The sequence below is a fragment of the Pseudomonas sp. AK-TSAG1-1 genome, assembly GCF_056821665.1.
In genome coordinates this window covers 957,840-981,422 of the sequence record NZ_CM165965.1, presented here as the reverse complement: position 1 = coordinate 981,422, position 23,583 = coordinate 957,840, and the positions used below count along the sequence as shown (strand labels likewise).

At 58.5% G+C, this 23,583-nt stretch carries 30 protein-coding genes; 2 read left to right on the top strand and 28 right to left on the bottom strand.

Going from position 1 to position 23,583, the window contains the following annotated elements; genetic code table 11:
* Positions 1-51: 51 nt before the first annotated feature.
* The 28 genes from AC1UK9_RS04395 to AC1UK9_RS04260 all read right to left on the bottom strand — a co-directional run bounded on the left by AC1UK9_RS04395 (position 52) and on the right by AC1UK9_RS04260 (position 21,678).
* Positions 52-2,589 (bottom strand): lytic transglycosylase domain-containing protein, encoded by a 2,538-nt coding sequence (locus tag AC1UK9_RS04395; protein WP_482579578.1) that lies wholly within the window; start codon positions 2,587-2,589, stop codon positions 52-54.
* Positions 2,586-4,058: a hypothetical protein gene (locus AC1UK9_RS04390; RefSeq protein WP_482579577.1), complete on the bottom strand. Its 1,473-nt coding sequence runs from the start codon at positions 4,056-4,058 to the stop codon at positions 2,586-2,588. The genes AC1UK9_RS04395 and AC1UK9_RS04390 overlap by 4 nt, the downstream gene beginning before the upstream one ends.
* Positions 4,059-4,074: 16 nt before the next feature.
* Positions 4,075-4,812 (bottom strand): hypothetical protein, encoded by a 738-nt coding sequence (locus AC1UK9_RS04385; RefSeq protein ID WP_482579576.1) that lies wholly within the window; start codon positions 4,810-4,812, stop codon positions 4,075-4,077.
* A 3-nt stretch (positions 4,813-4,815) separates the two neighbouring features.
* Positions 4,816-5,271, bottom strand: a complete 456-nt coding sequence (locus AC1UK9_RS04380) for a GNAT family N-acetyltransferase (protein ID WP_482579575.1) — start codon at positions 5,269-5,271, stop codon at positions 4,816-4,818.
* On the bottom strand, positions 5,268-5,822 hold the full coding sequence (locus AC1UK9_RS04375; RefSeq protein ID WP_482579574.1) for an aspartyl/asparaginyl beta-hydroxylase domain-containing protein: 555 nt from the start codon (positions 5,820-5,822) through the stop codon (positions 5,268-5,270). The genes AC1UK9_RS04380 and AC1UK9_RS04375 overlap by 4 nt, the downstream gene beginning before the upstream one ends.
* Positions 5,823-5,853: 31 nt before the next feature.
* Positions 5,854-6,186, bottom strand: a complete 333-nt coding sequence (locus tag AC1UK9_RS04370) for a hypothetical protein (RefSeq protein ID WP_482579573.1) — start codon at positions 6,184-6,186, stop codon at positions 5,854-5,856.
* Positions 6,187-6,190: 4 nt separating this feature from the next.
* Positions 6,191-7,021, bottom strand: a complete 831-nt coding sequence (locus tag AC1UK9_RS04365) for a hypothetical protein (RefSeq protein WP_482579572.1) — start codon at positions 7,019-7,021, stop codon at positions 6,191-6,193.
* Positions 7,018-8,430 (bottom strand): hypothetical protein, encoded by a 1,413-nt coding sequence (locus tag AC1UK9_RS04360; RefSeq protein WP_482579571.1) that lies wholly within the window; start codon positions 8,428-8,430, stop codon positions 7,018-7,020. The genes AC1UK9_RS04365 and AC1UK9_RS04360 overlap by 4 nt, the downstream gene beginning before the upstream one ends.
* A gap of 1 nt (position 8,431) precedes the next feature.
* Positions 8,432-9,139 carry a hypothetical protein gene (locus AC1UK9_RS04355; protein WP_482579570.1) on the bottom strand — a complete coding sequence of 236 codons (708 nt, stop codon included), beginning with the start codon at positions 9,137-9,139 and terminating at the stop codon, positions 8,432-8,434.
* 6 nt (positions 9,140-9,145) lie between these two features.
* Positions 9,146-9,574, bottom strand: coding sequence for a hypothetical protein (locus AC1UK9_RS04350; RefSeq protein WP_482579569.1), 429 nt, complete (start codon positions 9,572-9,574; stop codon positions 9,146-9,148).
* Between the two features lie 63 nt (positions 9,575-9,637).
* On the bottom strand, positions 9,638-10,858 hold the full coding sequence (locus tag AC1UK9_RS04345) for a P22 phage major capsid protein family protein (RefSeq protein WP_482579568.1): 1,221 nt from the start codon (positions 10,856-10,858) through the stop codon (positions 9,638-9,640).
* 12 nt (positions 10,859-10,870) lie between these two features.
* Positions 10,871-11,632, bottom strand: coding sequence for a hypothetical protein (locus AC1UK9_RS04340; protein WP_482579567.1), 762 nt, complete (start codon positions 11,630-11,632; stop codon positions 10,871-10,873).
* Between the two features lie 47 nt (positions 11,633-11,679).
* Positions 11,680-13,764, bottom strand: coding sequence for a portal protein (locus tag AC1UK9_RS04335; RefSeq protein ID WP_482579566.1), 2,085 nt, complete (start codon positions 13,762-13,764; stop codon positions 11,680-11,682).
* A 3-nt stretch (positions 13,765-13,767) separates the two neighbouring features.
* Positions 13,768-15,075, bottom strand: coding sequence for a PBSX family phage terminase large subunit (locus AC1UK9_RS04330; RefSeq protein WP_482579565.1), 1,308 nt, complete (start codon positions 15,073-15,075; stop codon positions 13,768-13,770).
* A complete protein-coding gene (locus AC1UK9_RS04325) occupies positions 15,056-15,535 on the bottom strand; it encodes a terminase small subunit-like protein (protein ID WP_482579564.1) in 480 nt (159 codons plus the stop codon). Before AC1UK9_RS04325 ends, AC1UK9_RS04330 begins: the two co-directional genes overlap by 20 nt.
* A gap of 2 nt (positions 15,536-15,537) precedes the next feature.
* Positions 15,538-15,987, bottom strand: a complete 450-nt coding sequence (locus tag AC1UK9_RS04320; protein WP_482579563.1) for a lysis system i-spanin subunit Rz — start codon at positions 15,985-15,987, stop codon at positions 15,538-15,540.
* Positions 15,984-16,496, bottom strand: coding sequence for a glycoside hydrolase family protein (locus AC1UK9_RS04315; RefSeq protein WP_482579562.1), 513 nt, complete (start codon positions 16,494-16,496; stop codon positions 15,984-15,986). The genes AC1UK9_RS04320 and AC1UK9_RS04315 overlap by 4 nt, the downstream gene beginning before the upstream one ends.
* A complete protein-coding gene (locus AC1UK9_RS04310) occupies positions 16,493-16,744 on the bottom strand; it encodes a holin (RefSeq protein WP_482579561.1) in 252 nt (83 codons plus the stop codon). Before AC1UK9_RS04310 ends, AC1UK9_RS04315 begins: the two co-directional genes overlap by 4 nt.
* Positions 16,745-17,425: 681 nt before the next feature.
* Positions 17,426-17,605, bottom strand: a complete 180-nt coding sequence (locus AC1UK9_RS04305) for a hypothetical protein (RefSeq protein WP_482579560.1) — start codon at positions 17,603-17,605, stop codon at positions 17,426-17,428.
* Positions 17,602-17,964, bottom strand: coding sequence for an antiterminator Q family protein (locus AC1UK9_RS04300; RefSeq protein ID WP_482579558.1), 363 nt, complete (start codon positions 17,962-17,964; stop codon positions 17,602-17,604). The genes AC1UK9_RS04305 and AC1UK9_RS04300 overlap by 4 nt, the downstream gene beginning before the upstream one ends.
* Positions 17,954-18,565 (bottom strand): recombination protein NinG, encoded by a 612-nt coding sequence (locus AC1UK9_RS04295; protein ID WP_482579556.1) that lies wholly within the window; start codon positions 18,563-18,565, stop codon positions 17,954-17,956. Before AC1UK9_RS04295 ends, AC1UK9_RS04300 begins: the two co-directional genes overlap by 11 nt.
* The gene (locus AC1UK9_RS04290) at positions 18,562-18,747 is read right to left on the bottom strand and encodes a hypothetical protein (RefSeq protein ID WP_482579554.1); all 186 of its coding nucleotides are present in this window, start codon (positions 18,745-18,747) and stop codon (positions 18,562-18,564) included. The genes AC1UK9_RS04295 and AC1UK9_RS04290 overlap by 4 nt, the downstream gene beginning before the upstream one ends.
* Positions 18,744-19,214: a hypothetical protein gene (locus AC1UK9_RS04285; protein ID WP_482579553.1), complete on the bottom strand. Its 471-nt coding sequence runs from the start codon at positions 19,212-19,214 to the stop codon at positions 18,744-18,746. The genes AC1UK9_RS04290 and AC1UK9_RS04285 overlap by 4 nt, the downstream gene beginning before the upstream one ends.
* Positions 19,207-19,674, bottom strand: coding sequence for an ead/Ea22-like family protein (locus AC1UK9_RS04280; protein ID WP_482579551.1), 468 nt, complete (start codon positions 19,672-19,674; stop codon positions 19,207-19,209). Before AC1UK9_RS04280 ends, AC1UK9_RS04285 begins: the two co-directional genes overlap by 8 nt.
* 90 nt (positions 19,675-19,764) lie before the next feature.
* A complete protein-coding gene (locus AC1UK9_RS04275) occupies positions 19,765-20,478 on the bottom strand; it encodes a replication protein P (RefSeq protein ID WP_482579549.1) in 714 nt (237 codons plus the stop codon).
* Positions 20,475-21,191 (bottom strand): hypothetical protein, encoded by a 717-nt coding sequence (locus AC1UK9_RS04270; RefSeq protein WP_482579547.1) that lies wholly within the window; start codon positions 21,189-21,191, stop codon positions 20,475-20,477. Before AC1UK9_RS04270 ends, AC1UK9_RS04275 begins: the two co-directional genes overlap by 4 nt.
* Positions 21,192-21,193: 2 nt before the next feature.
* Entirely contained in the window at positions 21,194-21,502 is a 309-nt protein-coding gene (locus tag AC1UK9_RS04265) for a CII family transcriptional regulator (protein ID WP_482579545.1), read from the bottom strand.
* Positions 21,503-21,504: 2 nt separating this feature from the next.
* A complete protein-coding gene (locus AC1UK9_RS04260; RefSeq protein ID WP_482579543.1) occupies positions 21,505-21,678 on the bottom strand; it encodes a Cro/CI family transcriptional regulator in 174 nt (57 codons plus the stop codon).
* A 108-nt stretch (positions 21,679-21,786) separates the two neighbouring features.
* On the opposite strand from AC1UK9_RS04260, the gene AC1UK9_RS04255 reads away from it, so the two are divergent.
* Entirely contained in the window at positions 21,787-22,515 is a 729-nt protein-coding gene (locus AC1UK9_RS04255; RefSeq protein ID WP_482579541.1) for a LexA family transcriptional regulator, read from the top strand.
* Positions 22,516-22,869: 354 nt separating this feature from the next.
* Positions 22,870-23,295 (top strand): hypothetical protein, encoded by a 426-nt coding sequence (locus AC1UK9_RS04250; RefSeq protein ID WP_482579539.1) that lies wholly within the window; start codon positions 22,870-22,872, stop codon positions 23,293-23,295.
* The last annotated feature ends 288 nt before the right edge of the window (positions 23,296-23,583 follow it).

The window sequence follows — 23,583 nt, the reverse complement described above, 5'->3', positions numbered from 1 at the left end:
GCGTTTCATGTGGTGACCGATTGGTCTAAAGCGGGGTTTTGGTTTTTCTGGCTATCGGTTGTTGCTGCTGCCAGAAGACCCGGAGTTGATAGCGCTCGCGGGAGTAGAGCCTCCGCGACGGAGAAGGACGTCAAGGGGACCAGGGTTGACTGATCCTTTCCGGAGGATATCGGCGCCCTTCGGATTCAGCAGGTAATCAATCAAGCGCGCTTCAATCTCTGGGCCTTGGGCATTCATTGCCCGGCCAGCGATCCCGGCGGCTTGCTGCGCGCCAACCGCACCGATCCCGGCGCCAAGATTTCCGCCAAGCGCATAACCAAGGGCTCCCCCTATGGCGCTCGGTGTAACCGGCGCGATGGCCCCGGCTTTCCCGGGCAACATCGAGTCGATGAGTTGATTGGTCGCGAAGTTCTGGAACGTGTTGGAGCCGATCGACATGCCGCGCGAACTGTGTGCCTCACGCTGCAGATCCGCCTGCAGGTTTCGAAGCATGGAGAGTTGATCATCGCTGATCGATTTGGCTTCATTTGCACCTGGTGCGGCCCGTTGCTTCTCGATCCGGGTGAGCGCGTTCTTCACCTTATTTAGGGTGATTCTCTGGCTGGTCTGGTCGGTCAGATCAAGGCCTTGCAGGTATCGCTGCGCATCTACCGGGCGGGATAGTTCGCTGTACGTCTTCAGAAACTCTTTGAACCCCGGCGCGGCGGCCTGAATGGAATCGTCGAGCTTGTCGCGCACCTGGATCAATTCCTTCGAAGCCAATTGCGCAGCCGAGTTATCGCGACCGGCGACTGTGGCGAGCTGGTCGTTGATGCTTTGGCGGATGCCATAAAGCTGCTCAACGCTGGACTGCACGCCTTGGCCTTCGCCCAGGTCGAGCTTGTCCTTCACGCGCCCCAGTGCTTTCACGACTTCGTCACGCTGGCCGGCGCGCCCGGCAAGGATCGAATCGATCTCGCTCACCACTGGGTTGGCGTTGGCCGGGCGGGCATTCTCAAGTGCGTCACGCAGATATGGCAGCGCCTGTGCATCACGTTGAGCAATTGCCGTCGACAATGTCTCCGGGGTGCCTTTGATCTCACCGAGGTATGCGTTGCGCGCGGCATAGTTCGACAGCTGCCGCTCGGCGAACTGATTGGGAGCCCGGCTCATAGCTGCACGCTCAAGGGCGGCTACCCCCGCGTTACCGGTGGCCTGCGCCAGTGTTGGCGTGGAGCCCGGGACGATCTCGCTGAAGTTCGCGTAAATTCGGCCATTTGCTGCCGCACGACCGAGCGCGTCGTCGGCGGTACCAGTGAGCGCGGGAACAGAATTTTGGCCAATGATGTTCTGGGCCTGATTCAGCGGGTCTTTCGCGGCCTCAGCCTGAATTGCCCTTTCGGCAATGCCAGCTCGTCCCGAAGCGGTAAACGGGGCGGTGAGTGCTTGCCCGGCGTTACCGACATATCGGATTGCTGCGGCACCACCCGGCACAAGAGCGCCAAGCGCTGCACCCAGCGCCGCCTGATCACCAGTATCGGTGCCGGGCTGCCCGCCTGAGAGGATCGCTCCGCCGGCGCCACCCTGAGCTGAGCTGTAGGCAGTCTTCGAAGCCAGTCCGCCCTGCCCGCTCAGGAACTTTCCGGCAGTTGCGAGCGCTTCAGGATTGCCCAGCGCAGCGCTGAGCTTCCCGCCAACTTGGGTCAGGCCGGCCTCTACGCCAGCCACGGGAACCATCACGCCGATTGCATTACCGCCCATGCGGCTGAGGAATTCGCCCACACCGGAATCGGGGTTACGCGCCTCATAATCGGCGCGTGACTTGGCATTGATTTCCTTCTGCTGCTGAGTCGAGGGCATGTTGATCCCGCCCTTCGCCAGCAACCCAGTCAATCCAGAGGCTTCGGCGCCAGAGGCAAGCCACTCTGATGGGGCGTCAAAAGCATCACTGATCCCGCGCCCAACAGCATTGGCGTTCTTCAACCCTTGCTCACCCAGTGCCTGTAGACCGTTCCATGCCATATCCGCGCCGCGACTCAATAGACCTGGTTGTTCCCCGACAGGCTGAGCATTTGCAACATTCACAGGTTGTGCGTCTACAGGTGCACTTGCCTGAATCGCTTGTGCGGTATCTGGTCGCGGGCCAAACGATGCTTCAAAGGCATCGCCGGCGACTTCCGGCGCGGCTGCTGATTGCGGACGAGTGCCAAAGCTGGCTTCAAACTCATCGTCCTTCGGTGATGTTTTCGCCACTTGACTTGCTCCATATTGGCCGGAGATCTTCCTCAGGTAATCCTGAGTTTTTGGCCCCCAATTGGACTGGTCGGTGCCGCCGTGATAAGCAAGGATTGCCTGTTCTGGGCTGCCGTAGCGGCGCAGGTTTTCATCCAACAGCTTCGCGATGCCATCGATCGACTGAGCGGGATCTTTCGGATCGATGCCAAGGGATTTTGCAGTGGCTGGCATGTGCTGACCGAGGCCGACGGCGCCGACCTCAGAAACAGCATTGGGGTTGCCCGAGCTTTCCACCTGAATGACCGAGGCGATCAGCTTGGGATCGACGTTCCAGCGCTGTGCGGCCTGCTGGACAAGGCCATCCCACTGGCTCACTGTACGAACCCGGCGTTACGGGCCTTGACCCATGAAGCCTTGAACGCGGCCTGCTCTTTGGGGCTTAGGCTGTCGAGCATCTTGTAGCGAGCGTTTTGATCCATGTCCTGCGCGGCGAAAACCCGAGGATCAATCTCCTTGTTCCAGGTGGTGGAGAACTTGTTGTACTGCTCCGGTGGCAGGCCACTGTTCTGCCAAGCCTGATTCTTGGCCTGAATCCCACGCTGAGTGGCGATCAGGACATCAATGATCTGTTGGTTGCCCAACTTGGAAAGGCTGCTGTTCGGGTTGGCAGCCACTGCCGAAGCAAGCTTGCTGTCAGTGCCTTCGCCAAGCGAGCCGGCAACGCTTTGCGCCAGCTGCGTGGAGAACTTTTTGAACTCTTCAAGGCTGGCCACCTTGTGAGGGTCAATGCCCAGCTTTTCCGAGATTCCCGGAGCGACCTGAAGCGCGAGCGCTTGCGCTTTGCCCTGCCAGTCAGCATTGGGGCCGGTGTTGATGTCAGACAAAGCCGTGCGCATATTCTGGAGCTGGTAAATGGCTTGAGGAGCATTCTCGGACTGAGATTGGAGTGCGAGCGAGTTCTCTGCCGAGCCCTTGCCTACCGCCTGCGCAGCCTCAGCGGCGCCCAGTGCTGGCGCAGCTTGCAGCCCAGGTGCCTGGGTGATTGGCTGTAGGCGACCAGTTCCAAGTCCGCCACCCTGCCCTTGGGCATTCGGTGCAGCGCCAGTTCCACCGCCGGTCGCCATATCCGCGAACTGCTGGCGGGTGACGTTGCGCATAGTGCCGGTGGCTGGATCGAACACCTGCGTCGGTTGCGCAGCTGCTTCCGGCGACATCTGGTTGTTGAATGCCGTGTTCTGCCCTGTAGGCGCGCCGGTCAGTGGGTCGAAAGCGGAGACAATCTGCTGGGCGCCGGTGTTGATGGTCTGGGTTTGAGGCATCAGGGCCTTCAGGCGTTCGGCATCGGTGCTGAAGCCGACGTATTTCTGCTTTGCCCAGTTCTGCAGCTGCGCGGGGTCGGTCGGCATATCGGCGGTGAAGCTGACGGCATCCTCGGGTGTGAACAGCCCCTGCCTGATGCCCTGGCTGGCAATCTGCATTACGGCCTGCGGCGTGATGTTGCCGGAGGCGAGCAGACCGCCGAAGCCGCCAGACAGCAGGTCCGTGCGCTTCTGCGCGAGTTCAAGCTTGCCCTTGTCGTAATTCAGCGCCGAATTTCGAGCCTCGTTGATCTGGGCTTGGATCTGCGGAAGGTTGTATGCTGCTGGCCCTTGCGAAAGCGCCGCAGTCAGCCGGTTGTAATCGATCTGTCCAGTGGTCGGATCTGTCGCATCTTTATAAGCCTGAGATGCAGCAATATTTGCTTGTTGCTGCTGTTGAACGCCTCGGAGCTGAGTTACGCCAGCCAGAGCGCTCAAAAGGCTTCCGGGCTCTTTGCCGACCGCAATACTTGCGTCAATAGCCATTGTTCAAACCTCTACCTTAGGAAGTTAGGTAATTGCCGGCGGTTGCTCCAAAACTCGATTGAGGCGTTTTTGGATACAGGGCGTTGTAGAGCATGTAGTTTTGTGTCCCGGCATTCGCAGCGTTGGACACCCCCATGATCCCGGATGCTTGGGCATTGCCAGCCTGCGTCAGGTAGTTGCCCGCACTATTCGCCGAGGCAAGTCCTGCTTGACCGGTCTGCGCGGCGGAGTTCTGCCCGGTGTTCACGAGGTTCTGAAGGTTGCTGACGTTGTTCGCTGCTACCTGATAGTTCGTGTTGTAGGTGCTGAGTGCACGGTTGTACTGGTTGCCGTAGGTCTGGTCCGCAAGGCCGGTGGCATACTGACTCAAACCTTTCGCTTGGGCGCCAGACAGGCCGAGGCCCTGCGCCGCCAGTGAGTTATTTGTGCTTTTCAGGCCCTGTCCTAGAGCGAACTGATAACCAGGCGTGTTTTGCAGGTTCGACGCGTCGAAGTTGAACTGCTGCTGAAGCGTTGAATTAGGGTTGATGACCGGCTTTCCGTCTTTTCCGACGTTGTAGCCCATCGCCGCCCACAGAGGGTTGATAGCCTGCTGCCCAAGATCGTTATAGGGGCTGAGGTCTTCGCGCATCTGCGCAGCAGCTTCAGCCGACATCTCCGCCGCTTTATTGGCGGCGCCGGCCTGCTTGCTCGCCGCCATGTTCGAGGCGACACCGCCAACGACGGCGCTGCCCACTACCGCTGCTGCAACCATGATTTATGCTCCAAGCCAAGAGGTGTAGGTGACTTCGCAGCGCTCGTACCCGAGGCGCTCAAACAGCCACGAGGCGTCCATATGGCACTTCGAGCCAACGAACAAGCGATCCACGCCGCGCCGGCGCAGTTCCTTTTCGGTGAACTCAAAAAGCTGTTTGCCAGCGGCCTGGCCGCGCTCGTCCGGCTTCACGTAGAAGATGTCCATGGTGCAGGTGAGGCAGGTCGAGTAATGCAGGCCCGGGGCGATAAAGCCGATGAAGTAGCCGGCCAGCTTCCCCTGATCGCGCAGGGTGACGAACAGCAGTTCACCGGCACGCTCCCGCGCAAGGTAGATTTCCCACTGCGGCGATAGCGGTACCTTGTCCTTGTTCAGCGCCAACTCTTCGTAATGAAGCGGGATGACTTCCTTCAGCTCGTCGATGCTCGCCGCGAAGCTTTCAATGTGTGCAGTGATCATGGGCGGCTGCTCTTGATGTCAACGACGAGGTGAATACGATCGATGCCGCTGTTGTTGATGACCTCATGCTCGATCGAGTTGTTGAACCACCAGATCTCGCCGGGCAGCATCAGCACATGTTCATCACCGCAGCGGAAATCAACGCCCGGTGCGGCCTGGATCACGATGTGATGTCGCTCCCAGTATTCGGCGTGCGCCGGGGTGTCGGCGTGGGGGTAGATCACGCCGCCGGGCTTGATCCGATTGATCACGCAGCGACCAAGACGGGTACCGCCGACGTAGGTCATCAGGTTCATGATCAGCGGGCGCGCCTCTGGCAGTGAGGCGTAGGCTGGGTAGTCGATGCACTCATGCTGGTCATAGGTGCTGAGGTGGTTTTCAACCTCGGCCTGGGTTTCCTTGACGGACTTGACCGGGAAGCGCAGCAGCACCGAATCGGTCTCGCCGAACGGCCCTTGCGGGTAATCCCGCATGTAGGTGTCTTCGTGCCACAGGGCTGGATTACGGGCGAGCGCATGCATCAGCGGCATCACGTCAACTCCGTGAGCCATCTTCAGGAAATTCCGCATTGTTTGTGCCTTTTTAGGTGCCTGGGGTGTATTCGACGCCGCTGATGTTCAGCGCGCAGCCGGCGCCGTCAGCGAAGATTTGGGAGCCTGGAGCAAGCTTGTGATTCACCGCGTCTGGGATCGACGCTGTGCCGCCGGCCGGGATGATGCGTGATGCGATACGGTTTGCCGCCGAGGCAACGCCACCGGTGGATACGCGATAGATGTTCACCGTCACGGCGCCGCCGGTTGGGTTTGCCGCGCTCACAGCGTGGATTGCGACCTGAACAGAGCCGGGGGCCATGTAATACGATACTGCAACGCCGGTAAGCGTTGCGCTTGCTACCAGCTCGGAATACTTGAGCATCGAATCAATTCTCCTGGACGATGACGCAGCTTTGAGCGGAGGCGGTGTTACCAGCGTTGGCAATGCTCCAGTTCATGCCGAAGACGATGGTGTTTGAGATCGAAGGATCGAAGGCTGCTGCACCGGTTGCGATGGAATTGATCGGGGTTACGAGGTTTCCTTGCGAAATCACCTCGCTCGTGAACAGCCCAAGGGTGCCGGCCCGAACAGTCATCGACATATCAATCCGAAGCCCAGTGCTTGCCATGCCCGCGCCGGGAGGCGTCACCGTGTTGATGATGAGCTTGGTTGCGCCGATCTTTATCCAGAAGCTGAGCGTCTGCGCCACGGCAGCGGCTACTACCAGCACGTAACACCTGACCCTTATGGCCGAGCCAACCGGCAGTGATCCAGCCGGAGCAACGATCTGATTTATTGCGACGTCGGCGGTCGTGTTGTTGGCAGGGACGCTTGCAATGATGGTCGCAGGGGGCAGCGTGTTACGCAGGGCATCCAACCGGATTTTGTCCGCCGCCTGCATGAAGCCATTGGCCAATTGGGTTACGGGGTCATGAAGGATTGGGTCTGTCTGAATGCCATGGCTGATGGCAAGCACCGGCTCAGGATCTTCGGGAATCGGGCGAGATTGAACGGTCGCAGAATCCATTGCCTCGGTGTCACGAAGCCGCTTGGCGTTCGCCTGAATAATCGCCGACTGATCCTGAGCATCGACACCTACCGCGCCACCGGTTCGGCGGAGCAAGTCGAAGAAGAACTGGTGCCAAACCGGATTGATGAAGCCTCGCGCATCAAAGATCGGTGTGCCAGCATCTGGAACGTTCGTCGATACACTCATGAGGAGCACCGCTCGACTTGGATGTAAGCGCCATTCAGCGCGGTCGGGCAGTCGGCAGACCATGACAGTTCAAACACCCGGCTGCGCGCGGTACCGAGGCGTAGGAACAAACAGTCCTTCAGGTATTCACCCCGCGCACCAAGTGTTGAGCTTATGTGCGTAGACCAGGACGCCCCTTTGGTGTCGCTCCAGCGCAGGCGCAGTTCGGCCTCTTGCGTATAGGACGCGTCACCGACCTGCATGGCAGCCTGAAACTTTCGGTAAATCAGGCGATTTCCATCGTCAGCCAGGTGCGGAAAGGACTTGATGCGCAGAACCTCGGCGCCGTCGTCGGTGTAAGCATCAAGCCGCATTTCGTAAAGCGCACCGGTTTCAAAGTCTCCGACGATGTGCCGCCCTTTCCAGTTCGCATAGGCATTTGCCCGGTGCCGGGTTAGATCGCCATTCGCTTTCAGCGATGCGCGCTCGTGCCACTCATTGGTGGCGGCGTCATAGACCCAGGTCTTGTTCGCCGTCGGGAAGGTCAGGACATACCAGTAATGCCCGCTCATTTGGTGGATGTAGCCGAAGGCGTCATCTACACGCTCGTAGGTCTGGAACTCGTTCTCTATCGCGAAGGTGCTGATGCGCTCGCGGTCATAGTTCACCGTGCGCAACACCATGCATTCGCCTTGCGGTGACTTGCTGAGCCAGTAGATCGATCCGTCGGCCTGGACGAGGCTGTCGTGTGATGCGCAACCGAATTGAATGAATGCCCCGGATAGCCGGCTGAACGTGAAATCGGTCCCACCGGTGTTCGTCCAGATCTCTGTGGTTTGCTCGCCGAACAGGAAGACGTTGCGGCGTGTGGCCATGGCTGCAACCAGAAGATCAGGCGAGCCGGCCTTGCTGGCGAAGTCCAGCGGGTCAAATGCCACCTGGTTGATCAGCGAGATATACCACTGCTTTGTATCGGGACGGTTGAAGACGAAATACCCGTCCACCAGATCAATGCGGTTCGAGCCGTAGAACGAACTGTCGAGGATCGGCCCATACGTCAGCGACGTCAGGTCGATGGTGTAACCGTTCGGTGTCCCGTCAACCAGGACAACCGTCTCGCCGTTGTCCAGCATGTAACAGCGCGACTCCAGCGAAGAGATGGTGCCGACCTCGTAAAACGCCTCATCGTCAGTGATCAGCACCACGGACTGACCGACAACACCGAACAGCTTGCCGTCGGTAGCGGTATACAGGCAGCGCCAGACTTTTTGGGTGGACTCGGCGATCTTCACAAGGCCAGGCGTTGGATAAAGCGCTGCCGGGAACTCTTCACCTTCCGGGTTTTTTTCTGGGTACAGATTGACGCAGCGCTGTGCGGCCGCAATCAGGCTGCGCGCCTGATAAGACCCGGTCATGAGCGGTACTTTCATGTCAGCGATCCGAATAAACGTTGTAGGCGCCGCGCCCGATTACTGCTGCTGGCATGTAGAGCTTGCCGATCTGGCTGTTGGCTTGGCGCAGCGTGGCCAGACTGGCGTCTGCCAGCTTGATGACGACCTGATTGGGCTGCAGGCCGTACATCGGATATAGGCGGCCGGACAGATTCCACATGAGCGCTTCCATGTACTCGTTCGGGAGTTGGATGTCGTCGTAAGCCGTGGCGAACTGCGCGATTGGCGACAGAACCTGAATGTGGATTTCGTAACCATTCGTAGCAACTGGCCAGACATGGAGAACGCCGACTGGAAACTGCGGGTCGTAATAGACCAAAGATGGCATCGACCCCATGCTCTTGGTGGATACGCGCCCCCAATCCGTTTGGGAGTGCAACACCTCAAGCTGGTAATCGACTGGCTGCGACGGCGAGCTCATTTGCCGGCAGTAAGCGCCAAAAATCTTCGATGGCCGCGGAGTGTTGAAGTCAGAACCGGCGCCCACGGTATAGGTTTGTGCGCCGGTCGCGACGCACGGTACATCAAGGATCTGATGCACGATGTTCCGCTTAACGGACCACTGGGCAATCATCATGTTGAGAATTGCGAAACAGTCCGTGACGTCTTCAGCTGACGCGGTTTGACCGACCCCGAGCACCCCGACCTGCTTGAGCGCGAGATTAATGATTTCTACCGGGGTCGTCATGGCCGATTACTCCTCGGCCAGCTTGGCGTCGATTGCAGCCTGGATCTTTTCGGCGCCGGTGCGGTGGTGCAGGTCCAGGCCCAGGCTTTTGGCTTCGGCCAGCAGCTTCTGGCGCTCGGCTTCAGCATCGCCCGTCGGCTCTTCAGCGACGAACTGCTCCACAGCGCCTTGGCGACCACGCGCAGTGAAGGCGTTGAACAGCAAATTCAGCACGCCCGGCTCTTGGTCGGCCAGGTCTTCATCACTGAGCCATTTGGTGAAGGATTCGCGGTGGTCTTCTGGCAGCATGGTCGCGCCCACATTATGGCCGGGCTCAACTTGCGCCTTCGGAAACGGTGTGTCTGCCCACTCATCACCCAGCGCACGATCTTCATCTTCGGTTTCAACGGTGCGCGCAGGCTCGGTGCGGTGGTACTTCCACTTTGGGAAATCCATGGTTTCTTACCTCTTGGGGAACAAAAAAGGGCCCAATTGGGCCCTTGAGGTTTGTGCTTCCGGTTACAGGATGTCGGCGATGCCGATACCCCACTCTGGACGCGGCGCGGCATAGCCGTAGAGGATGTCCAGACGGCTGATGAACACGTCGTTGGTGATGTCGAAACCGCGCAGGAAGCGCATGGAGATGCCGTCGAATGTCTCGCGGTGCGCCATGTCCATGTTCTTCGGCAGCGGCAAGTCGGCAGTGGCCATGGTCAGCGCCATCGGGTCCATTGCGAAGTTCTTGCGGAAAGTCACACCAGCACCGCCGACCAGGGTGATCAGCGCGCCGTTTGCAGGCGAAGCGGTCACGGTGCCGAACGCGACGTTACCCACCGCAATGGCTGGATAGATCGGAAGCGTGGTTGCACCAGCACCAACGTTGGCGGTGAGAGTGAACTGACGCAGCTCGCCGGTGGATTGCTTGGTAACCGGGTTGGTGCCGAATACGCCGGCAATCGTGATCACGTCACCTTTGTTGAAGGTGCCGGTAATCGCGGTAACGGTCAGACTCGAACCGGTCTGGCCTGCACCGTTCACCGCGCCGGCCGAATAGGTGCCGTTGGTGTGCTTGATGACGGTCTGATCCATACCCCAGTCGAAACCGAGGGTGTCCATGCCCATTTCACCGCTCTTGTACTGATCGCCAACCTTTTGGGTGTTGTTGAACAGGCCTTTCAGGCTGTCAACGGTGCGCGCCTGGGTGCGCGGATCGAGGATAGTCTTGCGACGGCCTCGAGCGTTCATGCGCGGCGTGCCGGTCATGTCCAGACGAGCGCCTGCGTCGAGCCAGGTGCTGGAGGTCGGGGTGACGATGGTGCCGGTACCGTCAGATGCCATGCCCTGGAACGTCAGGTTGGAGAAGCTTTCAACGGACTGCATCACATCGACCGCAACACCGCCGGCCAGTGCGTTAACCGCCGGCAGGATGAAGCGCTCGCTGAAGTCGTCGATGGACAGGGCCAGCTCTGCCGAGTTGAAGCCCATGTCCACACCCTTCTGGGTGGCAACGGTCAGCGGCACCTGGCGTTCATTGGTGTCCTGTACAACCGCGACACGACCGGAACGAACGGTGTAGTCGTTCGGCAGACGGATACGCAGGGTATCGCCGATCTTGCCGCCGGTCTTGGCAAAGCTGTCGTCGTATTGGGTGTCGATATTGCGCAGGAACAGGTTGCTGTTTTTGAACAGGCGCAGTGCTTCGCGCGTGATCATGCTGGGGGTGAGTAAGCTGTTGGCCATGGTGGCGATTCCTTATTGACGAGATTTTGAGTTCTTTTCGCGCCACTTCGCCCATTCGGCCATGGACATCTTCGACGGGTCAGTCTCGACCGTCGTTGAGCCGTCGACAGGGGTGATTGGCGCAGGTGCTTTTGACACAGCCTTGGCAACTGGCTGGCCTGCCTTGAGGGCGAGCCGTTCCAGTTCCCGGCCTTGCTGAATTGCTGGAAGTGAAAGAATGCGGGCGGCTTCTTCCGGGTTTTTCCCGAGGGTGTACAGGACCTTGTGAGCGTCATCCATCCCCAGGATCGACTGAACGGATTCCTGCGAAATGCCCAGTGCATCCAGAGTTACGACTGCTTGCTGGAAGTCTGGGTATTCCTGCGCGCCGACGGTGGCTACCGAGCGACCGCGCTCAGCGGCTGCCTGATGGCTGGCCAGTTCCTTGGCGCGCTTGTCGACCAGTTCATCGATGTTCGGCTGTTCACCGGGCATCTGTGGCTGGGGTTCCGTGTCGCCGCTTCGCATTTGCTCGACCAACAGGCGATAGCGCTCGGCCTCGCCCGACATGGTTTGAGCTTTTCTTTCCGCCTCGTGTCGCTGACGGGTAAGTTCGCCGATCCGCTTCAGCGCCCAACCGTTGGGATCCTTCCCTTCCTGCTCTTGGCTGGTAGTTTCGTCGGAGGCTTGCTGCCCGGTTTCGCTGGTGGCCGATTCCTGCGATGCATCTACGACCGGCTGCGTCTCTTCAACATCCTGTTGGGTGGACTGCACCTGAACTTCTTCGTCTGACATGGCCTTGGATTCCAAGTGAAAGCACTGGGGAGCCGCCCAGAGTCGGTTTACTGCATGAGTGGTTGCATTGGCTGCGGCGCCGGCTGTTCCGGCTGAGCATCAATTGGGGTTGGGTCAGAAAGTGCCGCGCTCACTGCTTGAGAGGCGAGAATCGAGGCCTCGAGCGGCCCCAGCTTGTCCATCAGTGCGTTGATGCGGTCTGTGGTGGCCTTGAATGCGTTGATCTCGTTGGCCTTGTCCTTGTCGTCAGCTTTCTTGTCGTTGTCGGCTGCGGCCTGCATCGCGGCGGCAAGTTGCGCCTGGAGCTGCTGGATCTGCTCTTGGGCCTGCTGTAGCTCGGGCGACGGACCTTCGCCACGGATGTTGGCCGGGATGACATTCTTGAAGCGCTCAGCCAACTCATCAGCCAGCGGGAAGTCGGCAGCCTTGTAGAACAGGTCAGCGGCATTCGGCATGAAGGTCGGGTCGCCAATGGCGAGTTGACACATTGCTTCAAAGGCTTCTTCGCGCTTGGTCGCGTAGCTCGGGCCGCTCTCTGCGACTACTTCGTACTTGCCCATGGCTGGGTTGAAGATACGGTCTACGCCTTCGCCGCCGGGCTTCGGCTGCTCCTGCATCGGCTGGCGAAGGTTCGGGTCAACCTTTACGGTGTCGTCGCTGCCGTCCTCGGCAAGGATGCGGATCACGCGCGGCGTGTCGTAAATCTTCGGGATGATGTCGATCAGTATCTTGCCGGTATAGCGCACGGCCTTCGCGAGGTTGTCGCGGTAGTGCATGGTCGAGCGGTCGGACTGCTTGGCGCGCTTGCCAATGGCAACGCCGGAGATCTCGTTCGACGGGGCGCCCATCAAAGGGTCGTTCTGGCCGCTCACCATCTTCATTTCTTCGGCGGCAACCTGCATGCCTTGGATGTAGGCGGCACTCATGACTGGAGGCTCTTGACGAATTGGGGCGGCGAGCGGGTTGCCCTGATCGTCAATGTCGTTAAAAGTCAGAACGCTAGCGTTTTCAACGTTGGCGGTCTCCCAAATTGGTTCGTAACCCTCAATTGCCCGCGCGCCGGCAATGTAAGGCGTCTTCGACTGAAGCGCGACATGCTCAACAGCGGATGACGACCAGTAGTTGTACATGCGCTGGGGGTCTTTCAAGTTGCGCACATGGCCTTTGCGGTCGAGCTTGCCGTCGATCAGCATCTCTTCGCCGACGGCGCGCACGATAGGCACCGTGGTGCCCGGCCATTCGCTTTTGTCGATGATCTTGTCGCCGGCGATCAGGCACCAGGCGACGCGCTGCTCCTGGATCTCACGGCGCTGGATGCCCTTGTCGGCCATCACCACCTTCGCAAGGTCAGGCATGGACTTCACCAGCTCCGAATGCGTGACCATGGTGATCTGCTCGCCGCCATCCTCGGCCGGCATCGGCAGCGCGATCAGCCAATCTTTCTCGTAGGTGATGTAGTAGTACTCGGCGACCCGGATGGTGTCCTCGGTGCACCAGCCGTTGTGCTCGCCGAAAGTGCCGGTAGCCACGTCGTCCTTGTGCTTCGGATACTTGCGCTTGAAGTCATCGCGCTTCATGTCGTCGAAGATGAAGCCGAACTTCGCATCGCTGCCATCAGCCTCCTTGATGTCCGGGTCGAGACGCACGGAGAGAGGGTTGCGGATGCGCCGGATGAAGATCTCTTGGTCGAACGAGTCATTGCCGGCGTATTCAGTGACCACGCGCCAGTAACCGATTCCGCCCTTCACCTGAAACTCAAGCGCGGTGTCATAGGCATCTGCCGCGTTCGACTGGTATTCGATGTGGCGGATTACGCCCTCGTACACCTGTGCGGACTCGTAGCTCGCGTCACCACCCACCGCGCTGACCTTCACCGAAGGCTTGTTCTCTTTGGCCTCGTTGATGACCATCAGGGCGTGCTGGCGGGTCTTGTTGATGGTCAGGCAAGGCCGGGCGTCTTCGTTGCGCTGCTTGCGCATTGCGTCCGGCCACTGATAGCCGTTGTCCGAGTCCGCATTGCAGAACTTCAGGTCATCGTTGAACAGCTTGCGGAAGTCCGCCTCGAAGTCCTCGCAACGCTGATACCGGGCCTTGGCCTCGATCAGGATTTCGTCGTCAGTTTTGTCGGACACGGGCTATCCCATCCACGAGTTGGAGCCGGAACGTGTCCGCTCTTTGAGTTTGATCGGGGCTTTCTTGGGTGCGGGCTCGCAGATCGAAACCGCCAGGTATCGGAACGCATCGGCTCCGTGAGACGCCCAGTCGTGCAGCGGCTCTTTCTTGAATTCTTTGGTGTCTTCGTTGTATTCGTACTTGTAGCTGCGCAGGGCATCGAGGCCTTCCTCGGTCTTCACCCTGTCGAAGTAGCAGCGGTCGAAGATCATGCGAGCGGCGTTGATGCCCTCGCTGACCTTGATCTTCTTGACGATCCGCACCTTGAAACCCGCGTCGCGCATCTGCTGGGCCACGGTCAGCCTGGAGACAAGCAGTTCGTTCTCGGCGTCATGTGGCAACCAGCAGTCGCCGTAGACGTAGGCGCGGGTCTGCAGCTCCCTGATGAAGTGGTCGAGAGCTTTGCCGGACATCTCGTAGTAATCGATGATCGCGAAGCCGAACGGCACGAGCTGGACGAACCAGATAGCTGTCTTGTCTGCGCGCCCCAGGTCCCACACGGTGAGAACTGGCTTTGTGCGGTCATACGGGACGTTGGTTACCCGGTCAGACGCGTCCAAGCGCTTGATCTCGTCGCCATACACAGCGCCGCGAACGATGCCCCGGTAGGCGCCTTCCCAGATCCACTCATATTCATCGGGTCGCTCGACCTGATCCCGGCGGCGCTCACGGTCCAGCTTGGCCGGGAACCACGGGTTATCGCGCCAGTTGATCTCAGCGATCTTGATCAGCGGGTCTTTGGTTTGGCGGAAGCGCTTGTCGGTCGGGCTGTTGCGGTTCTCAGGGTTCCATGTCACCCAGAGTTCGGCGTTCCACCCTTCATCCTCAGCACGCAGCGTCGGAATCAGCTTGATGTAAGCCTCTTCCTTGACGTTCTCAGCCTCGTCAATCCAGCAGATCAGGATGCGGGCCGTGGACTTGATGCTGTCGATGTTGCTGTCCAGGCCGCGAAAGATGAAATCAACCCGGCCCGGGAATGATGCGACGGTGCGGATGTAGTTCTCGCCAGTCTCGAAGCACGGGCGGAGGAATTCACTCTTCTCGATCGCCGCCTTGATCTCAGCAAAGGATGACTCCTTGATGCTGCTCATGTGCTGACGACCGCACATCATGAAACCACTGATGCCTGACGTTGCGTACCGGACTGCGTGTATCGCGATCATCTCGGCGAAGGTGTGAGTCTTTGCAGAACCCCGGCCACCGTAGGCGCCCCTTACATCAGCCTCGCCAAGGAAGATGTCGACGAGCTTGTCAGGAACCTTGATTTCCATCAGGCCTCACGCCAGTGATGCGGATCTCGGTGATGGAGCGAATCGGGCCACCGTCTTCCCCGGTGTGCGTCAGGTCGAGCTTGTCGCCGTACTTCTTCGGCATGATCTTGGACAGGTACCACTTGCGCGTATCGATGCGCAGCTTGGAGCGCTGGACGTGCTCACCGTTGAGCTGGTAGCCAATCGCGTTACCTTCCTTATCCAGCTTCTCCATCCAATCGTTGGAGCCATCATCAGCGATGTCGAACATCTCTTCGGCAATCGCCTCAGCCCCAGACTGCTTGGCTTGTGCGTATTGGTTACGAAATTCATCGTGCCGAGCGATCCAGCGCAGAACCGTAACCTTGGCCGGCATCACGTCATCACTGCACACCGAGCGAAGTGACTCACCCTCAGACAGGCGCAGGCATATCGCCTCAGCGATCTCTGGCGTGTAATCGCTTGGGCGTCCGGCGGGCATGGTCAGTTCTTCTTCAGGCAAATGTTGGTGATGTAGTCCTGAGCAGCACTCAGGGCGATGATGGCTTCGTCACCGTCGTTGGTGATGGCGATAATTCGTTGACCAGCCGCTGCGTCAATGTCGGCTCGTGCTTCTGCATGATCCACGCTGGTGGTGCTGGCGGTGGCTCGCACAACTGGACACTTGGCTGGGACTGACAGGCGCTGAGTGCCAGTGCCGACACGAGCAAGCAGGTCTTTGTTCTGAGCCTGAGCATCGGTCAGCTCCTGGGTATGTTTGGTATCGAGGTCCAGCAGCAGGCGCTGGGTATTGCGGCGTGAGTCGGCAGCGGCTTCCAGCTCGGTGATGACACCCTCGGCGCGGTTCAGGCTGGTGCTGACGTGATCGAGACGCCAGAGGGCCAGTAGCAAGCCGACGATGAGCGCGGCGCAGATACCGGCGAGGATCCTCATTGCGCATCCATGCACTTGGCGTGTCGCTGGAGCTGGCGAGTCCACACGCCGGGGCAACGCTTGTTGCCCGGTGTCGAACAGTCGAAGCCGGCGGCGAATCGGTATTTGAGTAGATCGGTGCAGGCCTGCGGGTAGTTTCCCTTCTGCAGGTCACGACGCATTGACGACTGGCGCCATGTGCCGATGCCGTACTGCCCCACGAAGTCCATGTACAGGTCGAACTCGGCCTGATGGAGCTTCACTCCCGGCAGTGAGGCGGCAAACAGCTTCTCGTCTTGGGTCAGCAGATTGCGGGCCAAAACTTCGGCGCGCCGCGGGGTGATGCGGTCACCCATCTGGACCGGCCGGCCGTCCTCGTAATGAGTTGAGCCGTGGCCGATGGTTGGAACGTCGCCCTTGGTCGGGATGATTGCGTGATCGGTGTAGCCTTCGTTCGCCTTCCATGCACCGAAACCAGCAAGGCTCACTGTCAGCAATGTGACGGCGATGCGCTGGCGGGTCTGGCTCATGCTCGTGCACGCTCTTTCAGTGCTTCGAGGCGGGCGGCGCTCTCAATGGATTCGCGGCGATCTTTGCGGACCTGGAAGAACAGATTGATCAGCAGGCCAAGCACCGCGACCGCGACACCTGCAATACCGATCCAATTCACCTGCGATAACCAGCCGACGAGGCCGACAGCGCCGCCTGTGATCATCCCCTTGCTGGCCACTGACGCGCCCACCACCTCTACGATGCTTTCCGGTGCAGGGTTGGCCATGCTGTTAGAACTCCTGCCTGAGGCTGCCATCGGGGCCTCCAGAAACAAAAAAGCCCCGGCTAAATGCCGAGGCTTGGAATGGGTGCAGATGGCCGGTGCTGATCTCCGGCTTTCGGTGTTTACCCACGATATCCCGAGAGTTCCCCAGCGCTTTCGCGACCTGGCATCGTTTAAGGGGTTGACGCTCCGCGCATCAGCCTGCGCATTCATCTGCATAAAAAAGCCCGACTCAATGGCCGGGCTTGTTTGAAGCGGTAAAACCGCACAATGGCGACAATTTGCCATATCTGAGTTAACACTTCAAGAATATTGATCTAAGAATTTTCTCTCGCGAAATGGTCTTGTCCAGTCCCGTAAAAACATCTTTCAGGATGGCCATGCTCCCTCTCTCGACAGTTTTTAGCGCGATGATCCCTGTGAGATGGGTCAACAGATCCACAGCAAAGCCAATATTTAGTAGAAGCCGCTTTGTAACGATCAGCCTGCTCAAGCAGTTCGCGGTCTGTCATCACTTGCCTCCAAAAACTATAGCCAGGCAGAAAGGGAAGGCGAATGATGCAAATATCATCAAGATGATGCATAACCGATCTAGCTTTAACAGCTCACGAGACGGATTGTTCCTTTTTATTTGATCCATCTGCCGAATCAGTTCAGCTGATCGATAAATTAGCTCTTGATCAGTCATGCGAGCAAGACCCCGGGGGTAGGCGAAGGCTGTGCATTGAGCGCCGCCGACATGGTAAACAAGAGTTGGCAGCGGAAGATCATCTGATTTACCTCATGCCGAGCTTTCATCTTTTGAAACTCTGCGTCTTTCAGGCGCATCTCGCGGGCCAGTTCGTGAATTTCTTCTATGGTCATGCCGCCATCCTCATATCCAGACACGCCTGAACGTAATTGTTCCCGGCGATGATCATTTCGCGCACCTTGAGTCTTGGGGTGCCGAACAAAATCCCAACCTGATGCATCGTGCGCCCGGTGCAGTAGTAGACCCGAAGGCAATCAGCAGCCATTGGGTAGCGCTTCCAGAGTGACGCGACGGCCCGGTCGATCATCAGGGCTTCGTCGTCGGTGATTGAGGCAGGAAGGCGCGCTGTAGGCTGCTCCACATTATCACGCATGATGGCGTAGATCTGCGAGACACCGTATCCAGGTAAGCCGGCGCCCTGCCATACCCAGCGCCCCCACTGCGTCAGAAGTTCTTCAGCGTCATATTGCATGTTGAATCCCCTGTTCAGCTTGGGTTTGCGAAGCCTGTAGCTCTTTGGTCTTTGCCCGGAACTCAGCAGTCAGCGCCTTAAGCTCATCGACGGTGTATTTCTTCGGCTCATGCGGGCCTTCGAGCCACTCAACGAGTTCGATGCCGATGCGCTTCACCAGCTCTATGCGATAGTTGACGATGTTTCCGGATAGCTGGGTGTTGCATGGTGAGCATTGTCGGTGGCAGTTGAGCGGTTCGAAGCGCAGGGCGGGATTGCTGCCCACTGTCCGGTAATGACCTGCGTCGTACTTACCCTGGTGGTGGCGACCACAACTGATGCACGGGAGATTGGCGTCTCGCTCTCTCACCCATGCGTTGAAGGCCTTCTGGGTGTCCTTGAGGTGATCGGCGCGGCTCTTCAGCTTCTCCTTGCGCACCTTGATCTCGGCGCGCTCGAGCTGGCTGATGGCTTTGCGGGCTTTCTCGCGGTGCACTGGAGCAATGGCCAATGCACACTTTGGGCTGCATACCGATTGGCCGAGGCGCTGGGGGATGAATGAGGCCCTGCAGGATTCGACCTTGCACTTCTTCGGGCGGGGCTGCTTGGCTTGGAGGCTCATGCGAACACCTCGCGGAACCATTGCAGCAATGTCCGGGGCTGTCGCATGGATGATGATTCGCGATACCCGGCACGATAGGAATCCATGAATGGGTGATAGGAGTAACGGATTCCGTTGCCTACAGTTCCGTCGCGCAAACCTTCTTCGTACGCTTGGCGCTTCCGCTGGGCCGTCTTGCTCATGCTGCCTCCTTGCCAAGCAGGTCATCGAACACCACGCCGCGCTCCGTGAACTCGGAAACGATGCGGTCTGTGTAGGCAATGCCTTGGGCGCGATTGAATAGGCGGGTTACAGGGAAGCCGTCCGGTCCGAAGAGTGGGCAGCCACCCATCAGGGCCAGTTTCTTCTCGTAGCTCAAGTGGCGAAGGGTGGAGTACCAGCTTTCCCGGAAGTCCTCGTCCTCATTGATGAGGATCTGGACGCCGTAGTGCAGCTTGCAGTGTCGGCGAGCGTCTTCCACGTCACCGATCTGGGTCATCTGGGCGATGCGCTGGTACAAGGCGAACCACAGGGCGTTTTGATCCAAGGTGCGATCCTTGCCCGGGCGAAGAGAAACCACCACGAACTTCTTCTCGCGGTACATGGCGGTGAGCATGCCGATAGCTGCGGTGAGCTTGGCGGTGCTGTTCACGCTGATCTTGTCAGTCATGGCTTGGCTCCTTGCTCACGGCTGCCAAAACGCTCTGCGCAACCTCATGCGCGCCCTCAAAGCGCTGCACGTTGCTCTGCATGCAGACAAGGCCACCATCAACCAAATCCCAGCAGTAGCCGTACATTGAGGCCATTCCTTTGAGGGCGCCGATCAACGCCTCGTTCTCCGCCCTCAGATCAGCAACGATCTTCTCGTAGGCGTCGTAACCGGTGCGGAGGCCGGCGAGTTCGGACTTGAGGCGGTCGAGTTCCGCGGTCAGGCTCAGCACTGCGGCAGGGTTTGCGGCGGCGACAAACTTTGTATTCTCCAGCTGATGGCAGTCAGCAACCGATAGCCATGTTTCAACGTAGGTCGTGCCATCTTCAACTCGAGCCGGGCACACGTAAGATCCGTCATAACTCCAAGGCCCTGGCGTTGCGGACTCAGCCAGACGCTTCAATTCACTGTAGTCAGACATGACTGGTCAACCCCCAAACAATGAAACCGACGTAGACGGCGAGGGAAATCCCTACCAGCGTGAAGGCGCAGGCGATTTTGATGTGGGTTTTCATGGCCGGCTCTCCAGTGGTTTTTTGCCGAACTTTGCGAGCAGCAGTGCACGGGCCGACTTACCGTCGGCCGGAATGCCTTGCTGAATGATTCGCGCTTGGGTCTGTTGGTCGGCCAGTTCATTGGCCAATTCGAAGGCGGTCTTCTGGCTGTCGTGGCCGATGCCGGCCAGGATCTTGCCGTCGAGCGGCTGGCCTTCCTGAGCGCGGCGGATGACGATCGCGTAGGCCCGGTCGAAGCGAGCGCGAAGCGACTTGTCATCCTGCTTGGCAGCGCGAAGGTCAAATATCCCCGTCTCATTGGCCGCGATGCGCACACCGTCGTGACTGTAGGTGCCGATCAGCGCCTCCATCCACGCGTCTGCAGCAGCAGGCATGCCGAAGTCCTCGGCAGTCGGCGTGCACATGGCAATGAACTCGCCGACGCTTGGGGCAAACGGCTTGCTCATCTTCCTGCAGCGTTGAACGCCGAAATCGATCTGCTCCAGAGAGCGAATGCCGACGGCGGCGAATTCCTTAATCCACTCAGCCTTGGCGGCATCGAGCGCTTCGGTGGATGGCCACGCCTGGCGCCATGCAGGGAATATCCCGCGCAGTCGACGGAAAAGCTCGTTGACCACCTCGGCTGTCTGTGGCGTGACCTGAATCGGTTCTGACTGGGCGGCTGGCGGCAGGTTGCCGATGGTCGCCAGCAGCTGGCTGGCTGGTTTCATGGGTTCACCAGAAGGTCGTTGGCCCAGGCCGTGCTGTCGAAGTCCGGTTCGTTACCGTTTCGACGCGGGGGGAGCCGGTGCACGTTGCTGACCTTGTCCGGAAAAATCCCCGTCCATCCGTTGGAAATCGAGTTGGCGAGGACTTGGTCCGGGGTCGGGTGTCCCTCCAGCGCCTTGGCCTGCTGCTCGCAGCTCTTGGCGGTCAGGGGCTTGTGGATTTCGCGGCGGTGCTGACACCAGTCGGCCCAGACCTGTTCGGTGACGTTGGCGGGTTTGACGGTGAGCGGGTCGAACTTGGTTGATTTCGCCTTGGGATTGAGCGCAGCCGCAGGCTTTTGATCTTGTTCTGTATCTGTATCTGTATCTGTATCTGTATCTGGTGGCGTTACTGTAACGTTACATGCTTGTTTCTTCTTTGCTCGGTGGGCTGCAACCCTTGCCCTGCTTGAGTCGGAGACGAACTGACGGCGATCCCAAGAGGTGGGCATGCAGTCCTCATCAATGAGCCCCTTGCTCTGAAAAAGAGCCTTGGATGTGGCCCATTCTTCGTTACTGATACGCAGCTGAAACGCTATCTCTGTTTCATGTAACGTTACACCGTCGTTACTGCAACGAAGGCAGAGCAGCATGACGAATCGGCGCTGATCAGCCTCGCTCATCATCTGCACTTTAGGGTCAGTGGCGAACTCGCCATACATCCGGAACCAATCCACGGCTATTCCTCCTGCAACTGATCAACGTTCTGAATCAGCTCCATGTACCGCTTGGCCTGATGCAGAAGGGTTTCGATATCCCGCTTGTCGAAGCACTGCATGGCCATAGGGACGACCTTAAGCCCCAGCACGGCCAGGATCTGGCAGAACTGTTCGAACTTCTCCGGCTTCATGCGACTGATCGTTGCTTCGTCGCAACCGACTGCAAGCGCAACGGGGGCATTGCCGACCGATGCAAGGTGCTGCATGAGAACGGAGTAGTTCTTGCGGGACCTTACGGTCTGCTCTTGGCTTAATGGGCTCGTCGACATGATCAAGCAGCCTTCTGATCAGCCTTCAGCTTGTTCTTGCTGATGACTTGGATCTGAAATTGGCGGGTAGCCGGAATGGCTTCACCCCACTGAGTTACGGCGCTCGGGTTAATGCCGAGAGCGGCAGCAAGCTTGCTCTTGGAGCCGAAATGCTTGATGGCTTCGTTGATATTCATTGCGAGTCCTCGCGTGGTTATGTGGCAATTTCAGCACACTTAAATAGCGCGCGCAACTGGACTCTTTGATTTCCACCCACTTAAATTCAGTTGGCTTAAAATTTCAGGATGAATAGAAACGAACGCATTGCCCGCGCCATCACGCTCAGCGGGAAGTCCAAGAGCGAAATTGCAGCTCTTTGCAAAGTTGCACCGTCAGCGGTCACCCAGTGGATCAGTGGCGAGAGCAAGACGCTAAAAGCTGAAAGCGTGTTCGCGCTGGCTAAGGCCACAGGGTTCCGCGCCGAATGGCTTACGTTCGGCACCGGCCCGGAAAAGGTAGTTGAGGCAGGGTCAAGCCATTCGCAGGGCGAGTTGATCGGCCTTGTATCCGTATGGGATGCCGAAACACCACTGGATGACGACGAAGTAGAACTGCCCTACTACGCCGAAGTTGAATTTGCCGCAGGAAATGGCATGACAGAAGTAGTCGAGGTTGCAGATCGTAAGCTCAGATTCTCCAAAGACACGCTGAGAGCTGCCGGGGTTGAGCCGGAGTGCGCGGCGGTGGCGCGGGTTAAAGGACGATCGATGGAGCGCCTTATATTGGACGGCGCCGCCATCGGCTTTGATACCAGCTTTACCAACATCGTCGACGGCGAGATCTATGCCTTCAATCAAGATGGCATGCTTCGAGTGAAGTACCTGTACACGATGCCAGGGAACTCGGTCCGTGTTCGGAGTGAGAACGCCGACGAATACCCCGACGAGATACTGAGCGCCGACCAGTTTCAGGACATCGCCATGCTTGGCCGGGTCTTTTGGTGGTCAACAGTAAGACGTGCGCCTCGCCGATAATTCAGCGAAACCATTCAAGCCCGCCTAGCGCGGGCTTTTTTGTGCCCGCCCGACAGAAAACTTAAGCGCGCTGAAAATATTTACTTCAGTGCACTTGACTATCCATTTCAGTGCGCTTAAATTCACCTCATGCCGAACGAAACACCGGCACACGACACGACTGGTGAAGCCGCCAGATAGCCAGGGATCAGCGAAGTGATCTCCCGACCCCCGACTGGGGACCGACCGGAATCAAGTTCTTTGACATAGAGATTCAAACCGGTGACCAGCCAGTAGCGGGTCACGGCGGTAAGCATCACTGAAGCTCGTTCACTGAGCGAGCTTTGGGATGACAACCAAATGCGGGAGAGAGGTATGGAGATTGAATGGGTGCAGATTATTGGTGCTGCTGGCGGTATCGGCCTGCTGCTTGGTATTGGCTGGATCGTTGCATATGTTCTTAGCTGGGCTTGGGCTGGTATTTGGGCTTGGGTTGATGATTCGAAGGTGCCCAAGAAAAACCCGTTGATCAACCTTTCGATGAGTCGAATGGGCTGGGGAGAAGGTGATTGGCTTTGGGGTTACAAAAAAGGCCATCAATGCTCTGATGGAGAGCGAGGTTTTTTCTTTCCCTTGATTGCTTTGGTCGTGCTTCCGCCTTTCGCGGCGTCGGCCATTGCGATTTATCCAGTCACGCTGGCTGTATTTCTGGCTTATCTGATTGCTCGGTTAGCACGCTTCGCTCGCCGTCACAAGAAGTTATTCGACAAACACCTGAAAGATCCCGAAGCGCACAAGTGAACAACCAGCGCCACGACAGCCTGTCGTTAACTGCCCGATCCTCTCTATGAGAGCGCATCGGGGTGTGCAATTGCAGGATGCAACCTTGGAGGCAGCGGCATTGACTAGGCGGGTTGCTCCGCTGATTAGATGCCGGCGATCAACTGATCGCTGTTTCGAGAAATCCCTCTGAGGTGTCAGTTCGACTCCGACGATTCACACCCCGATGCGGAAGAGTCCACACCGCTCAACGCGGCCCCCTGCATCACCCACCTTTGACGCAACAACCGGTCGCTGCCTCCAGTAGAG